At 58.9% G+C, this 15,580-nt stretch carries 16 protein-coding genes and 1 other RNA gene; 4 read left to right on the forward strand and 13 right to left on the reverse strand.

The genetic code is table 11. The features are described 5' to 3' along the window. Nucleotide 1: 1 nt before the first annotated feature. From mraY to rsmI, 9 genes are all read right to left on the reverse strand, one after another. Nucleotides 2–1,084, reverse strand: coding sequence for a phospho-N-acetylmuramoyl-pentapeptide-transferase (mraY, locus tag UN63_RS06240; RefSeq protein WP_104485917.1), 1,083 nt, complete (start codon nucleotides 1,082–1,084; stop codon nucleotides 2–4). Beyond that, complete coding sequence (locus UN63_RS06245; RefSeq protein ID WP_104485918.1) at nucleotides 1,078–2,418, reverse strand: UDP-N-acetylmuramoyl-tripeptide--D-alanyl-D-alanine ligase; 1,341 nt, start codon at nucleotides 2,416–2,418, stop codon at nucleotides 1,078–1,080. The genes mraY and UN63_RS06245 overlap by 7 nt, the downstream gene beginning before the upstream one ends. Then, nucleotides 2,415–3,887: a UDP-N-acetylmuramoyl-L-alanyl-D-glutamate--2,6-diaminopimelate ligase gene (gene murE, locus UN63_RS06250; RefSeq protein ID WP_268244974.1), complete on the reverse strand. Its 1,473-nt coding sequence runs from the start codon at nucleotides 3,885–3,887 to the stop codon at nucleotides 2,415–2,417. The genes UN63_RS06245 and murE overlap by 4 nt, the downstream gene beginning before the upstream one ends. Next, nucleotides 3,871–5,616 (reverse strand): penicillin-binding transpeptidase domain-containing protein, encoded by a 1,746-nt coding sequence (locus UN63_RS06255; RefSeq protein WP_104485920.1) that lies wholly within the window; start codon nucleotides 5,614–5,616, stop codon nucleotides 3,871–3,873. Before UN63_RS06255 ends, murE begins: the two co-directional genes overlap by 17 nt. Then, nucleotides 5,613–5,924 (reverse strand): cell division protein FtsL, encoded by a 312-nt coding sequence (gene ftsL, locus UN63_RS06260; RefSeq protein WP_104485962.1) that lies wholly within the window; start codon nucleotides 5,922–5,924, stop codon nucleotides 5,613–5,615. The genes UN63_RS06255 and ftsL overlap by 4 nt, the downstream gene beginning before the upstream one ends. Further along, nucleotides 5,924–6,868, reverse strand: coding sequence for a 16S rRNA (cytosine(1402)-N(4))-methyltransferase RsmH (gene rsmH / locus UN63_RS06265; RefSeq protein WP_104485921.1), 945 nt, complete (start codon nucleotides 6,866–6,868; stop codon nucleotides 5,924–5,926). The genes ftsL and rsmH overlap by 1 nt, the downstream gene beginning before the upstream one ends. 1 nt (nucleotide 6,869) lies before the next feature. Further along, the gene (gene mraZ / locus UN63_RS06270; protein ID WP_104485922.1) at nucleotides 6,870–7,328 is read right to left on the reverse strand and encodes a division/cell wall cluster transcriptional repressor MraZ; all 459 of its coding nucleotides are present in this window, start codon (nucleotides 7,326–7,328) and stop codon (nucleotides 6,870–6,872) included. A gap of 261 nt (nucleotides 7,329–7,589) precedes the next feature. Beyond that, an RNA gene (rnpB, locus tag UN63_RS06275) (RNase P RNA component class A) lies at nucleotides 7,590–7,975 on the reverse strand. A 105-nt stretch (nucleotides 7,976–8,080) separates the two neighbouring features. Next, on the reverse strand, nucleotides 8,081–8,926 hold the full coding sequence (rsmI, locus tag UN63_RS06280) for a 16S rRNA (cytidine(1402)-2'-O)-methyltransferase (protein WP_104485923.1): 846 nt from the start codon (nucleotides 8,924–8,926) through the stop codon (nucleotides 8,081–8,083). Nucleotides 8,927–9,009: 83 nt separating this feature from the next. Here rsmI and UN63_RS06285 point away from each other — a divergent pair, with 83 nt between their 5' ends. Genes UN63_RS06285 through dolP form a run of 4 tightly spaced genes read left to right on the forward strand, consistent with a single transcriptional unit; the run spans nucleotide 9,010 to nucleotide 12,332 of the window. Beyond that, the gene (locus tag UN63_RS06285; protein ID WP_229793421.1) at nucleotides 9,010–10,815 is read left to right on the forward strand and encodes a penicillin-binding protein activator; all 1,806 of its coding nucleotides are present in this window, start codon (nucleotides 9,010–9,012) and stop codon (nucleotides 10,813–10,815) included. Further along, entirely contained in the window at nucleotides 10,787–11,152 is a 366-nt protein-coding gene (locus UN63_RS06290; RefSeq protein ID WP_104485925.1) for a YraN family protein, read from the forward strand. Before UN63_RS06285 ends, UN63_RS06290 begins: the two co-directional genes overlap by 29 nt. Nucleotides 11,153–11,160: 8 nt before the next feature. After that, entirely contained in the window at nucleotides 11,161–11,754 is a 594-nt protein-coding gene (locus UN63_RS06295; RefSeq protein ID WP_104485926.1) for a D-sedoheptulose-7-phosphate isomerase, read from the forward strand. Continuing rightward, nucleotides 11,751–12,332 (forward strand): division/outer membrane stress-associated lipid-binding lipoprotein, encoded by a 582-nt coding sequence (dolP, locus tag UN63_RS06300; RefSeq protein WP_104485927.1) that lies wholly within the window; start codon nucleotides 11,751–11,753, stop codon nucleotides 12,330–12,332. The genes UN63_RS06295 and dolP overlap by 4 nt, the downstream gene beginning before the upstream one ends. A 134-nt stretch (nucleotides 12,333–12,466) precedes the next feature. Here dolP and UN63_RS06305 read toward each other — a convergent pair whose 3' ends face one another. From UN63_RS06305 to UN63_RS06320, 4 genes are all read right to left on the reverse strand, one after another. Next, entirely contained in the window at nucleotides 12,467–12,901 is a 435-nt protein-coding gene (locus UN63_RS06305) for a ClpXP protease specificity-enhancing factor (protein ID WP_181068192.1), read from the reverse strand. Between the two features lie 11 nt (nucleotides 12,902–12,912). After that, complete coding sequence (gene sspA / locus UN63_RS06310; protein WP_104485929.1) at nucleotides 12,913–13,542, reverse strand: stringent starvation protein SspA; 630 nt, start codon at nucleotides 13,540–13,542, stop codon at nucleotides 12,913–12,915. Between the two features lie 88 nt (nucleotides 13,543–13,630). Next, on the reverse strand, nucleotides 13,631–14,365 hold the full coding sequence (locus UN63_RS06315; RefSeq protein ID WP_104485930.1) for a cytochrome c1: 735 nt from the start codon (nucleotides 14,363–14,365) through the stop codon (nucleotides 13,631–13,633). Beyond that, nucleotides 14,362–15,579, reverse strand: a complete 1,218-nt coding sequence (locus UN63_RS06320; RefSeq protein WP_104485931.1) for a cytochrome b — start codon at nucleotides 15,577–15,579, stop codon at nucleotides 14,362–14,364. The genes UN63_RS06315 and UN63_RS06320 overlap by 4 nt, the downstream gene beginning before the upstream one ends. Nucleotide 15,580 lies beyond the last annotated feature (1 nt).

The following is a 15,580-nucleotide window of genomic DNA, read 5'->3' on the forward strand; positions in this document are numbered from 1 at the left end:
CTTATCTCACCTTCAGGGTCGCCAGGCCAATCAGCACCAGCATCAGGGTAATAATCCAGAAACGCACTATCACCCGCGGCTCGGGCCAGCCCTTGAGTTCATAATGATGATGAATAGGGGCCATGCGGAAAATCCGCTGGCCACGCAACTTGTAGGAGCCCACCTGCAGGATTACCGACAGGGTTTCGATCACGAAAATGCCGCCCATGATCACCAGCAGAAATTCCTGCCGCACCAGCACGGCGATGGCACCCAGCGCCGCACCCAGTGCCAGGGAACCCACATCGCCCATGAACACCTGGGCCGGAAAGGTATTGAACCAGAGAAAGCCCAGCCCCGCGCCCACCATGGCGGTACAGACTACGGTCAGCTCGCCCGCATGGGCCACGTAGGGAATATGCAGATAGGCGGCAAAGTTGACGTTGCCGGTGGCCCAGGCCACCAGCGCAAAGCCCGCCGCCACCATGACGGTGGGCATGATGGCCAGGCCGTCCAGGCCGTCGGTCAGATTGACCGCGTTGCTGGAGCCGACGATCACGAAGTAGCTGAGCACAATAAAGAAGAGGCCGAGCTGGGGCATGACGTCCTTGAAGAAGGGCACCACCAGCTGGGTCTGGGCCGGATCTTTGGCTATCCAGTACACGAAGATGGCCGCCGCCAGTGCCGCCGCCGATTGCCAGAAGTATTTCCAGCGAGCCACCAGGCCATCGGTGTTCTTGCGCACCACCTTGCGGTAGTCATCGACGAAGCCGATGGCACCGAAGGCGCCCAGCACGAACAACACCACCCACACATAGGGGTTGTCCAGCCGCGCCCACAGCAATACCGAGACGAAGATGGAGACCAGTATCATGAGGCCGCCCATGGTCGGGGTACCGGCCTTGCTGAAATGAGACTCGGGCCCGTCGTTGCGTACCACCTGGCCGATTTGCAACTCCTGCAGCCGACGGATCAGCCGCGGGCCTATCCACAGACAGACAACCAGACCGGTGAGAATCGAAATCACCGCCCGGAAGGTGAGGTAGGAAAAGACGTTAAGAAAGCTGAAATGAGGCGTCAGCCACTCCGCCAGCCAGACTAGCATGCCTCACCCTCCTGAATGGCCCGGACGATATCTTCCATCCGGGCGCTGCGCGCACCCTTGATCAAAACGACTACCTTATTATGTTGTGACAGCGCCTCGAAAAGGACGGGCTGTAATTGCTGTTTCTGTTCAAAGTGCAGGCCCTGAGCCGCACTCGCCGTATGTTTGCTGTCTCGACCCACAGTCAATACCCGATCGATACCCAACTTGCGGGCGTACTCGCCCACTTGAATATGCATCTCTTTGCTGTACTCACCCAACTCAGCCATGTCGCCGAATACGAAGATACGGTAACCGGGCAGGCTGGCCAGGGTATCCAGCCCCGCCAGCACCGAAGCGACACTGGCGTTATATGTATCATCCAGCACCGTCAGTCCGGGTCGCGTCCAGACCTGCAGTCGCCCTGCAGGCGACCCAAACTGACTCAGCCCGGCGGATATTTCTTCAAGACTCGCGCCCAGCGCCTCGGTGCCGGCGGCGGCAGCCAGGGCGTTGGACACGTTATGCTTGCCGGGTATAGGTAACTGCACATCCACCTCTCCCTGAGGAGTAAGCAGACGAAAGTGAGCGCACCCCGACTTGTCTAGGCTGATTTGACGGGCCTGATACTCCCGCTGCTCACCGAAATACACCAGCTTATGTTGCTGACGCCACAGGGCACAGAAAGGACTGTCGCCATTGGCGATGGCCACACCACCGTCTGCCAGACCGTCGTAGATCTCGCCCTTGGCCCGGGCCACGCCCTCGAGTGAGCCAAAGCCCTCCAGGTGAGAGGCTTCCACATTGTTGATCAGGGCCGCATGGGGTCTGGTCAGGGAGCTGGTCCAGGCAATTTCGCCGATGTGGTTGGCACCCAGCTCGACCACGGCGTACTCGGTATCCGCCGTCAGTTCACAAAGGGTCAGCGGCACACCAATTTCGTTATTGAGGTTGCCTCTGGTAGCCAGCACCTTGCCTTTCTGGCGCAGAATAGACGCCGCCATTTCCTTGACCGTGGTCTTGCCACAGCTGCCGGTAATGGCCAGCACCCGCGCCGAACTCAGCTCCCGCGCCAGGCCACCGAGCACGCCCAGCGCCAGACGGGAATCCGCCACCCTGATCTGGGGCAGCTCAAGTTCCAGCCAGCGCTCCACCAGCAAAGCAGTCGCGCCCTGCAGGTGTGCCGCGGCGGCGAAGTCATGGCCGTCGAAGCGTTCGCCACTCAGGGCCACGAAAAGGCCGCCATCGGGCAGCGCCTGACGGCTGTCGGTGGTCACCGCCACTATGGCGCCATCGGCACCGCGCAGTTCACCGCCGGAGGCCTGAGCCAGCTGCTCGAGACTGAGCGGTATCATGTATTCAGCCCCAAAAGGCCGGCCACGGTTTCCCGGTCGCTGTAATGCATCTTGTCAGTACCCACTATCTGATAATCCTCATGGCCTTTGCCGGCCACCAAAATAATATCTTCCGCATCCGCCTGCCCGATGGCATGACGAATGGCCTCCGCTCGCCGGTGGATCACCAGTACGGTGTCGGGATCGTTCAGGCCTTGGCGCATGTCTTCGACGATGGCTTCGGCCGACTCGGTACGCGGGTTGTCGTCGGTCAGTATCACCACGTCGGCACCGGCTTGTGCCGACGCCGCCATCAGCGGGCGCTTGCCCTTGTCTCTGTCGCCGCCGCAACCGGTCAGGCACCATAACCGGCCCTTGCAGTGCTGACGCAGCGCCTGCAATGCCTGCTCGAGCGCGTCGGGGGTATGGGCATAATCCACCACCACCAGCGGCCGGCCGGGAGCGGTAAAAGGCTCCATTCGTCCGGCCACGCCAGAGAGCTGCGGCGCCGTAGCCAACAGCCGTTCAAAGGATTCACCCAACGCCAACAGGGCGGCCATGGCTGCCAACAGGTTGGACACATTGAAGCGGCCCATCAGGGGGGCGGATAATACACCATTCCCCCAGTCGGAGTTAATGGTCACTTTCAACCCGTCGCTATAAAAGTGAACGGTTTCCGCCACCAGCTGACGGCCACCGAAATCACCCAGTCTCCCATGCAGGCCATAGGCGATGGCGTCCGGATACCGGCCCAACCAGCGCCGCCCCAGCGGGTCGTCCGCATTGATGACGCACGCCTGGCGACACTGCTCGAACAGCTGCCGCTTGGCCTCACCGTAGGCGGCCATGGTGCCGTGATAGTCCAGATGATCCCGGCTGAGATTGGTGAACACCGCCACGTCAAAATTCAACGCAGCCACCCGATGCTGATGCAGCCCATGGGAGGAAACTTCCATCGCCAGCCGCCGGGCCCCCGCTCGCCGTTGCTCGGCCAGCTGTTGCTGAACCTCCAGCGCCGAACCCGTGGTATTGACCGCCTCCTGCAACTGGCCATACAGCCCGTTACCCAGGGTGCCCATGAGCCCGGCCTGAGTGCCCAGCAGACAGCTCCAGTTGGCAACAAGCTGGGTCACCGTGCTCTTGCCATTGGTGCCAGTCACGCCAATCAATTGCAGATCGGTGGACGGCTCGCCGTAAAACACACCGGCCAGCAGCGACAGGCTTTCGGGCAATCGGTACACCCCCAGCAGGCGGTGATCACAATGATCCAGACCGGACTGTTCCGGGCTGTCCACCTCGAACAGCACCGCCGCCGCGCCCTTGTTCAACGCGGATTCAATAAACTGACGACCGTCGACGCTATGACCTTTAACAGCAACAAACAAAGCGCCGGGCGTAACGGCCCGGCTGTCGAGGGTCATGGCATCGATGGAGATGGCCGGGGCCGAGAGGCCCAGCGGTACCGCCAGATCTCTAAGTGTGAGGGACAAATTTTGCCTCCTGTCCTGCCAGCTGGAACTGCTCCTGAGTCGCTCCATCCGGGCGAATATTCAATAATTGCAGGGCACCGCTCATGACCTCGGCAAACACCGGCGCCGCCACGTCGCCGCCGTAGTATTTTTCACCCTGGGGTTCGTTCATCACCACCACCATGGCCAGCCGCGGGTTGCTGACCGGCGCCATGCCGGCAAAAACACCCACATAGTCGCTGCCATAGCCACCGGCGATGGCCTTGCGTGAGGTGCCGGTCTTGCCGGCCACCCGATAACCAGGAATCTCCGCCTTACGCGCCGTGCCACCGGGTCCGACCACGCTTTCGAGCATATGCAGCACAGCATCCGCATGCTGTCTGGGCACTACCTGCTCGCCCACCGGAGGCTGGCTGCGCTTGATGATGGTCAGCGGATAACGCACGCCACCATTGGCCAGCACCGCATAAGACTGGGCCAGCTGCAGCGGGGTCACCGTGATGCCATAACCGAACGACAGAGTCGCTCTTTCTATGTCGGACCAGCGCCGACGCTGGGGCACCAGGCCGGTGCTTTCGCCCACCAGCCCCATGCCCGAGTCGATACCCAGCCCGAAGCGATAGAGGGTGTCGAGCAGCTGCTCCGGGGTTTCCTGCAGCGCCATGCGCGCCATCCCCATGTTGGACGAGCGTTGCAGCACGGTTTGCACGCTAATGGGGCCCAGGTTGCGGGTATCGGACACTCGCTTGCCCCCCAGGCGCATCCAGCCGGGGCTGGTATCGACGATGGAGTCGGCTTTAACAACGCCGTTCTCCAAAGCACTGACCACGATCAGCGGCTTGATGGTAGAACCGGGCTCATAGGTATCGGTAACCGCTCGGTTGCGCGCCCGAAAGCTCTGGTACTGACTGCGGTTATTGGGATTGAAGGAGGGGCTGTTGACGATGGCCAGCACTTCGCCGGTTTTCACGTCCAGCATCACCAGCGAGGCAGAGGTTGCTCTATGGTATTCGGTGGCCCGCTTGAGCGAACGGTAGGCCAGCGCCTGGATGCGCTGATCGATGGTCAACTGAATATTGTTCGCTTCCCGCGCCTCGGAGACCACGCCCAGATCCTCGATCACCCGACCGGTTCTATCTTTGCGCACCCGGCGCTCGCCGGCCTGAGCGGTAAGCCACTCGTTGAAGCCCCGCTCTATGCCTTCGATACCGGCTCCGTCGATATTGGTCAACCCCACCAGATGAGCATTGATCTCGCCGGTGGGATAAAAACGACGTTCTTCCGGTCGCAGATGCACGCCGGGCAGACGTAGTTTGCGAATATATTCCGCCACCGCAGGGGTCACCTGACGCTGTAAATAGACGAAGCGACGTCTGGGGTTCTCGACCCGTTTCATCAAGGTTTCATGCGGAACGCCCAGCACGTCGGCCAGCGCCTTCCAGGCCTGCCCTTTTTCCAGACTCAGCTCTGTGTGCACCTGTTTGGGATCGGCCCATACCGCCTGTACCGGCACCGACACCGCCAGCTCTTCGCCGTTACGATCCATGATCATGCCACGGGTGGTGCTGGTGACTGTGGTTCGCAGCGATCGCATGTCTCCTTCCAGCCGTAACCGATCCGGAGACACCACCTGGATCCAGGCAGCCCGGGCAAACAGGGCGACGAAAGCGAACAGAATCACCCCGCAGACGGTCATAAAACGCCAACCGGTCAGCATGGGTTCTTTTTTATTCTGCTTGCGCCGTCTCATCGTTGCGTCACCAATTTTTCCTGAGCCGGGGCCGGCCGTTGCATGCCAAGCTTGTCTCGGGCCAGTGCCTCTATCCGGCTGTGCTCCATCAGGGTGCTTTGCTCCAGTAGCAGATGCCGCCACTCGATATCCAGTCGGTCCTGCTCTGCCATCAATTCGTTGTATTCACTGGTCAACTGTCGGGTCCCCTGGGTAATGACGATCACCAGCAAGGCCGAACTCAGGGTCACCAGCGTCAGCAGCAGCTGCCACTTGTGCCGCAACAGATCCTGGCCAATCTCTTTGGCCAGGTTGATGCGTCCGGTTATCAAGCCGGTGTATCCAGCCGCTCGGCGACTCGCAACACAGAGCTGCGAGAACGCGGGTTGGCGTCCACCTCGACGGCCGATGGCTTTTGCGCCTTGCCGATACTCTTCAACAAGCGTCCACCGGACAGCTGGGCCTCGGTCAGCGGCAGCCCGGGCGGCAGCTCGGGGCCCTTTTCCTGTTTGCGGATAAAGCGTTTAACGATGCGGTCTTCCAGCGAATGGAAACTAATGACCGACAGGCGCCCGCCGGTCGCCAGTACCTGCATGGCGCCATTCAACGCCTGCTCTATTTCTTCCAGCTCGCTGTTGATATAGATGCGAATGGCCTGAAAGCTGCGGGTGGCCGCATGCTTGTGTTTATCTCGACTGGGGCTGACCCGAGCGATCATCTCGGCCAAAGGCCGGGTGCGGGTGTAAGGCTCTGTTACCCGGTCGTGTACGATGGCGCGGGCTATCTTCTTGGCAAATTTTTCTTCGCCGAAGGTTTTCAGCACCCAGGCAATATCGTCTACATCCGCATGCGCCAGCCAGTCGGCGGCACTCTGGCCGCTGGTGGGATCCATGCGCATATCCAGCGGGCCGTCTTTCTGAAAGCTGAAACCGCGCTCGGCCTGATCCAGCTGGGGAGAAGACACCCCAAGATCAAGCAGGACGCCATCGATGCGTCCTGTCAGCCCCTGCTCTTCCATCATCTCCGCCAGGCGGGAGAAGGGACCGTGCAGTATCTGAAAGCGCGGGTCATCAATCTTGCCCGCTTCGGCGATGGCCTGAGGGTCTCTGTCGATCGCCAGCAGGCGCCCATTAGGACCCATTTGGGACAGGATATGCCGAGAGTGTCCGCCGCGGCCGAAGGTACCGTCTACATAAATGCCATTCGGCTTGATATTCAAGCCGTCCACGGCTTCGTGCAGCAGTACTGTGATATGTGTCTGTTGTTGACTCATGTTATAGCGCGAAGTCCCGCAGTCGTTCCGATGACTCCCAGCCCTCCCCGGGGAGGGCCAGTAAGTCATCGCTGATTTGTTGTTGCCAGCGGGTGTCATCCCAAATTTCGAACTTGTTGAGTTGCCCCACCAGCATGATTTTTTTTTCGAGTCCCGCATGTTGCCTGAGTGGGCCCGGTATTAAAAACCGGCCCTGAGCATCCAGCTCACACTCCGCAGCATGTCCCAGTAATACTCGTTGCAGGCGCCGTTCCACCGGGTTGGTGCTCGACAAGGCCCGCAATTTTTTTTCTATCAATTCCCATTCGGCGAGGGGATAAAGCAGCAGACAAGGATTGCTGATATCGATGGTGCAGATCAGTAAACCGTCACACTCATCGTGCAAAGAGTCCCGGAATCGTGTCGGTATTGCCAACCGGCCCTTGGTATCCAGGCTGATGGCGTGAGCACCACGCAGCATTCTGAGTCCTTAAAATCTACTTTGTTCCACAAAAAACCACTTTTCCCCACCACGCTAGAGTGTAAGGAGCGGACTCAAGCTTTTCAAGCAAGCAAGGAAGAGAAAGTTGATGTTCCGGCCTGTGATGGATATTAACAGCGGTATAAATTACAGCCTGAACGGATATAGAGTTAAAACGGAGGGAGAAATAAATAAAAGGATATCGCCAATTCGGCAGAGCCTGTAAACAGAAAACGCAGCCGAAGCTGCGTTTTATAAAATAGTGGGAGTTGGCCTGTAAGCCGGGTTCTGTATCGAGCAAGCTCGATTAGTAATCATTCCTCTAGGCCAGCAATCGCTCACTGGCTCCAGCAACCTACCCGCCTCCAGCGCGGGCCGCGCCTGTAGGAGGCCTATTTGGTCTTGCTCCGGGTGGAGTTTACCGTGCCACGAACTGTTGCCAGTCGCGCGGTGCGCTCTTACCGCACCCTTTCACCCTTACCTGATCCCTTGCGGGCCATCGGCGGTTTACTCTCTGCTGCACTGGTCGTGGGTTCGCACCCCCCAGGCGTTACCTGGCACCCTGCCCTGTGGAGCCCGGACTTTCCTCCCCTCCGCCCGTATGCCCGAAGACACAACGACGAAGCAGCGATTACCCGGCCAACTCCGCGGCGGAGTGTACACCAGTCACCGGCAGGACACCAGCCATCACCCGCTTATTGATGAATATCGCCGGATGTGTAAATGATTTGGTGTGATGACAGAGAGGCGACTCAAGACTCCAGATGTTCCAGCCCGTATTTGTAGAGGGCGTTTTTCTTGACCCCGTGGATCTCGGCGGTCAATGCCGCCGCCTTCTTCAATGGCAGCTCGCCACGCAGCAGGGCCAGGGTACGCAGCACCTCGGCCGACAGTTCATCATCGCTGTCGGGCCGGTAACCGGCGACCATGAGTACAATTTCACCCCGGCTTCGATTACTGTCTTGCTGCAGCCAGATCAACATCTCGGCGGCGGGCAGGCTGTGAATGGTTTCGAAGGTCTTGGTCAGCTCTCGCGCCACCACCAGACGGCGTTCGTCGCCCAGCACCGCAATCAGCGCCACGACACTGTCGAGCAGACGACGGGGAGATTCGTAGAACACCAGGGTGCGGGGTTCGTCTTTCAGGCTCTCAATCTTGTCCAGCCGGGCCTTTTCCTTCGCCGGTAAAAAACCTTCGAACGCAAAGCGATCCGTGGGCAGGCCGGCGGCCGACAGCGCCGTCACCGCCGCACAGGGACCGGGCAAGGCAATGACCTGTACCCCTGCATCACGACAGCTGTTGACCAGGTGGTAACCCGGGTCACTGATCAAGGGGGTACCGGCATCCGATACCAGCGCCACCGACTGACCGCTTAACAGGCGCGTCACCAGCTGCTCGGACTTATACTGCTCATTATGGTCATGCAGCGCCCAGGTCGTCGTACTAATCTGGTAATGGGATAGCAGTTTCGCCGTATGACGGGTATCTTCACAGGCAATCAAATCAACCTGTTGCAATGTGTCCAGTGCACGCTGGCTGATATCATTCAGGTTGCCGATAGGGGTAGGCACAATATAAAGTGCAGCCGCTTGGCTCATGGGGACTCCTGTGCAAGCAATTGTTTCACCGTCATGGCCCTATTACACTTAGGGCCAGAATGACACAGCTTGGGATAAAGGGATTGGCGACACAAATTCAACGTAACAGTGTAACACGGCTGCTGTGCACCTTGGTGCTTTCATCCATCCTGATGGCCTGTGTTACCGGGCCCCAGCAAAAAGGTCCGTCAGAGCCGGCACCGGAAATGTTCGGCCTCACAGATCGCAGTGCCGAGCAATATCTGACTCAGGCCGAGCAAGCCTCCGAGCCGGATGCCTTTTCCTGGCGGGTGCTGGCCATTCGCGCCTGGCTGCAACAAGGCAATGTCGGCGTCGCAGAACCCCAACTGGCCCGCCTGCGGCAGCAAGCCACGCTGGCACAACAGCCGTTGGTCGCCTTGCTGGACGGTGCCGCCGCGCTGGCAAACGGCAATACCGGACTGGCCGGCCAGCGACTGGCCGCCGTGGATACCAAAGCACTGACGCCCAACGCGGCCAGCTATTATCTGTTGCTGCAGGCCAATCGGTTCGAGCAACAACAACAGCCGATCGACGCCGCCAAGATGCTGATCGAACGCCATGAAACGCTGGCAGATCAGGAGCAGAACGCCGGTCTGGAGCGCATTTATCAGCTACTGACTCAATCGTCGCCGCTGGCCTTGCATCAGGCTCAGAACGCAAGCAACAGCGAGTCGGTCAACGGCTGGCTGCGGCTGATGGCAATTCTGAACAACCAGCACACCGTTCCCGGCCAACGCAGCTGGCAACTACAGTCCTGGCGCAAGGCCTATCCGGATCATCCCGGGCACCGCTATCTGTCCGACAGCACAGAGCCCGGCATTAGCCTCGACGCCTACCAGCCCGCCCATATTGCCGTCTTGTTACCGCTCAGTGGCCAGCTGGCAGAGCAGGCCGATGCCATTCGTAACGGCATACTGAGCGCCCATCAGGGGCAGTCGTCACGACTCAGCTTCTTCGACACCAACGGCCGGGACATGGCGACTCTCTATCGGCAACTCCAGCAGGCCGGAGCCGACTTTATTCTGGGTCCGCTGCTGAAAGAAGATATCGACGCTCTGACCAGCCTGGATCCTGCCATTCCGGTGTTCGCCCTCAACAGGCCCGCCTATCAGCCAGTCTTGCCGCACCGCTACTATTTTTCTCTGTCACCGGAAGCGGAAGCGGCCGAAGCGGCGGTTCACATCTGGGAACAGGGCCACCGCCAGCCACTGGTATTTGCTCCCGGCAACGAGCTGGGCCGGCGGGTCGCCGCCGAGTTCAAGACCCAGTGGCAACAACTGAGCGGCCAGCAGGCCAGGCTTGCCTACTTCAACAACCAGCAATCCATCGAATCCGATGTACGCCGAGCTCTCAAGGACGGCAGCGCAGGTGTTGCTGCCGGCGTCGGCGTGATCAGAGGAAGCATCGAAACCGCGCCACCGTCAGGCCCCATCGATTCGGTGTTTATGGTCACTAACACCACCGAAACCCGCTTTATTCTGCCTTATTTCGATTTCATCCGAGACAGTCGCGCCGCCCGTCTGCCGACCTATGTCACCTCGCGCAGCTATGTACCCGGCGGTGAACCGCCGATGAGCGAGCTGAACGGCCTGCAGCTGGCCGACATGCCCTGGCTGTTCGGCGGGGCGCCGCAGCTGATGGAAGAAATCGAGACCCTGTGGCCCACCGCCGGCTCGAGCTGGTTACGGCTGTTCGCCTTTGGTTATGATGCCCTGACCCTGATCCCGCAACTGACTCAGCTGCGAGAGGGGGCGCCGGCAGTACCGGCGCTGACCGGCGAACTTAGCCTGAGTGAAGGCGGCGTCATTCAGCGCCGGCTGCAATGGATGGAGTATCGTGATGGCGAATGGCAAGCCGGCAGCGAATAGCCGCACCCGGGGGGATGAATTTGAACGCCGGGCCGAACAGTTTTTACTCGAGCAGGGGCTCCGCCTGCTCGAGCGTAACTATCAGTGCAAGCTCGGCGAAATTGACTTGATCATGAGCACAGGCAACACCCTTATCTTCGTCGAGGTCCGTTATCGCAAGAACAGCCACTTTGGCGGCGCCGCCGCCTCGGTGATCCCGTCCAAGCAGCAAAAACTGCGACGAACGGCCCACAGTTACATGCAATCAAAAGGGCTGAATGAATCACGACAGTCCTGTCGATTCGATTTGGTCGCCTGTGAAGGAAGCCATGTTCACTGGATACCCAACGCCTTTTAAGGAACCCCATGCAGGAAGAAATAAAAGCCAGTTTTACCGAAAGCATCCAGACCAAAATTGCCGCCGCCGAGGCGCTGCCGGATGATATTCTGGCTGCAGCCCAGATGATGGTGATGTGTCTGCTCAACGGTAACAAGTTGCTGGTCTGTGGCAACGGCGGCTCCAATGCCCTGGCGCAGCTGTTTGTCAGCGAGCTTATCAACCGCTACGAAACCGAACGCCCGGCCTTGCCAGCCCTCTGCCTGACTCTCGATACCAGCAGCATCAGCGCCATTGCGGTCGATCAGCACTTCGACGAGGCCTACGCCCGCCAGATCCGCGCCCTGGGCCAGACCGGCGATGTGCTGGTGGTGATCTCCACCAGCGGTAACAGCCGCAACCTGATCAAGGCGGCAGAAGCCGCCCTCAGCCGGGATATGACCATAGTGGCATTGAGCGGCGGTGACGGCGGCGAGCTCGCCGGCCTGCTCGGCCCCAACGATGTGGAAATCCGGGTCCCGGCGTTACGGGCGCCACGCATTCACGAGGTCAATTTACTGACCCTGCATTGTCTGTGCGATCTGATTGACCGCACTCTGTTCCCCCAACAGGAAGATGAATGATGAAACAAGGATATATGCTGATACTGGCGTCGGCGCTACTGCTGCAGGGCTGTGCCGGCGTCATGCTGACCGGCGCCGGCACCGGCGTCGGTTCCGTCACTGATCGCAGAACCCTAGGTACCCAGCTCAGCGATCAGACCATCGATATGCGCGCCCTGCATCGCCTCGGCGCCACCAAACCGCTGTGGGATGACAGCCGTCTGGCGCTGATAACCACCAACGGCAAGACCCTGCTGATTGGCCAGACCCCGACCGAAGCCTATCGCCAGCAGGCGGAAGAGATAGTCCGGGGCGTACCCGGCGTCTCCGAGGTGTTCAACGAAGTTCGCATCGGCAAGCCGCTCGAGATCGCGGGCCGCAGTCAGGACACCTGGCTGACCTCCAAGGTCAAGAGCACCCTGCTGGCCGAAAAAAACATCGATGGCACCAAGATCAAGGTGGTGACCGAGAATGGCGAGGTGTTTCTGATTGGTCTGGTCACCCGCAAGGAAGCCGATATTTCGGTGCAGCTGACCCGTAATATCAGCGGCGTGAAACGCGTGATCACCGTGTTCGAATTTGTACAGGCGGCACCTTAGAACCACGTGAAGGTTGAAAAGGGGTGGGTGAGGCGTAGAATAATAAAAAATGAGAAACCGGCAGGGTTTCCTTACGCCTCACATTTCACCCTGCTACGCAGACATAAAAAAACGCAGCCAATTGGCTGCGTTTTTTATTTAACCACCCTCAGGGTGGGCTTGCCTTTCTTCGGTACAGAAGCAACTGGCTCCGGAGCCGACGGCGTATCGGCTTCATCTGCCTCTAACTCGTCAGCATCAGCCAGCCAGGCCTCATAGGCCGGTTCCGGCGGAAAGAAGGTGCCAGCACCGTTTTCCCGCGCCTGAATCGACACCACCGCCGCCATCGGCACGTACACCTGGAACGGCGAGCCGCCGAAGCGGGCGCTGAAGGTGACCGCTTCGTTATCCATGTGCAATCCGACCACCGCCTGAGGGGCGATGCTCAACACTATCTGCCCGTCCTGCACATACTGATGCGGCACCGTGGTATGGGCTACCCCGGCATTGACCAGCAGGTGGGGCGTCAACTCGTTATCCAGCAGCCAGTCATAGAAAGCGCGCAGCAAATAGGGCCGGCTGGGCGTCATCTTGTCCATGCTCAGACCTTACCGCCGATATCACGCTCGTCTTCGGTCAGAGAAGCCTGGAAGGACTCACGCTCGAACAGACGGATCATATAGGTCTTGATCTCTTTAGCGCCACGACCGGACAACTCGATACCCAGTGACGGCAAACGCCACAGCAAGGGTGCCATGTAACAATCGACCAGGCTGAATTCCTCACTCATGAAGTAAGGATACTCGACAAATACCGGCGCTATGGCCAGCAGGGCCTCACGCAGTTCCTTACGAGCATCGTCCGCTTTTTCATTACGCTGAATGCGCTTGACCAGCGAGTACCAGTCTTGCGATATACGATGCATCATCAGTCGGCTGGTGCCACGAGCAACCGGGTATACCGGCATCAAGGGCGGATGAGGAAAACGCTCATCCAGATATTCCATGATGATATGAGATTCGTAAAGCACCAGCTCCCGGTCGACCAAGGTCGGCAGGGTACCGTAAGGGTTCAGCTCCAGCATGTCCTCGGGCAGGCTGTCAGGTTCAACATGGCTGATCTCGACACTCACCCCTTTTTCTGCCAGGACGATACGTACTTGGTGGCTGTAAATATCTTCAGCCCCTGAAAACAGCGTCATGATGGAACGCTTATTAGCTGCAACTGCCATTGAATCCTCCGCAAATCATAAATAGGAACGGCAATGGAAGCATATTCGCCCCATTGCCGCTCCCCTGCCTAGCTTAGACGATGTCTAATCAGTGTACGTCACGCCAGTATTCTTTCTTCAGCATGTAGGCAAAGACAAAGAAGATAGCCAGGAAACCCAGCACCCAGTAGCCCATGCGCTGACGTTCCAGCTGGATTGGCTCACCGGAATAGACCAGGAAGTTGACAATATCCAGTACCGCATTGTCATATTCTTCCGTGGTCAGCTCGCCGTTACCTTCGGTCTCGATACCCACAGGTGTTGCCACCTCACGGCCGTCCACGGTGTGCATCACGGTCTTCAGGTTTGCACTACCCTGCAGCGGCTCCAGTACATGGGGCATGCCCACAGACGGGAATACCAGATTGTTCACCCCAAACGGGCGGCTGTCGTCCTTGTAAAAAGAACGCAGGTAGGTGTATAGCCAGTCGGCACCACGTACCCGGGCCACAAGGGTCAGGTCGGGCGGCGGCGCACCAAACCAGCTGGCCGCGTCTTTTTCGGGAATGGCATTTTCCATCAGTTCACCGATGCCGACACCGGTGAAATTCAGGTTGGCCTGCATGATATCTTCCGGAATGCCCAGATCCTCGGCCACGCGGTTATAACGCTGGTACTGGGTGCTATGGCAGCCGGAACAATAGTTCATGAACAGCTTGGCACCGTTTTGCAGTGACGCCTTGTCGCTCAGATCATAATCGGCCTTGTCCAGGTGTACACTGCCACCCGCAGCCATCGCCAGCGCCGGCAAAAAGGCAAATACAGCAATGATTAACTTCTTCATTTGAATGTGACCCTCTCTGGCAGCGGCTTGGTTTTCTCGTTTTTACTGTAGAAGAACAGCAGTACGAAGAAGGCGAAGTAGCCGAACGAACAAATCTGGGCAATCAGCGTCAGCAGCGAGGTGGACGGCAAGGCGCCCAGAACACCCAAGATGATGAAGCAGATCACGAACTGAATGATGTTCAGCAGGTGCAGCTTGCTGCGGTAGCGGAACGAACGCACCTTGCAGCGATCCAGCCAGGGCAACACGAACAGCACGGCAATGGACAGACCCATCAGGATAACGCCGGTCAACTTGTCAGGCACCGCACGCAGAATGGCGTAGAAGGGGGTGAAATACCACACGGGTGCAATATGCTCCGGGGTTTTCAGGCCGTTGGCCGCTTCGAAGTTGGGCCCTTCCAGGAAGTAACCGCCACCTTCAGGCATGAAGAAAATCACGAAGGCGAACAGGAACAGGAAGCCGGCCACGCCCACCACATCCTTGACGGAGTAGTAAGGGTGGAACGGAATCGCGTCTTTGGGCCAGCCGTTTTCGTCCTTGTGTTTCTTGATATCGATACCATCGGGGTTATTGGAACCGACCTCGTGCAACGCAACGATATGCAGGAACACCAGAATGACCAACACCAGCGGCAAAGCAATGACGTGAAGCGCGAAGAAGCGGGTCAGGGTGGCGCCGGAAATGACGTAGTCACCGCGGATCCACAGGGTCAGATCGTCGCCGATCACCGGAATGGCACCGAACAGCGAGATGATAACCTGGGCACCCCAGAACGACATCTGTCCCCAGGGCAGCAGATAGCCCATGAAGGCTTCGGCCATCAGCACCAGGAAGATCAGCATGCCGAACAGCCACAGCAGTTCACGGGGCTTCTGATAAGAGCCGTAGATCAGGCCGCGGAACATGTGCAGATACACGACCACGAAGAAGGCGGAGGCGCCGGTGGAGTGCATATAACGCAGCAACCAGCCGTATTCCACATCACGCATTATGTATTCGACAGAGGCGAAGGCGCCCTCACCGGAAGGATTGTAGTTCATGGTCAGCCAGACACCGGTCAGTATCTGGTTAACCAGTACCAGCATGGCCAGGGAGCCAAAAAAGTACCAGAAGTTGAAGTTTTTCGGTGCCGGATACTGACCTACATGCTTGTTGTAGGTCGCGGTCATCGGAATCCGCTCGTCGATCCAGGCTACGAGTTTACCCAGCATG

Source organism: Oceanisphaera arctica (assembly GCF_002936955.1).
In the GTDB taxonomy this organism is placed as follows: Bacteria; Pseudomonadota; Gammaproteobacteria; order Enterobacterales; family Aeromonadaceae; genus Oceanimonas; species Oceanimonas arctica.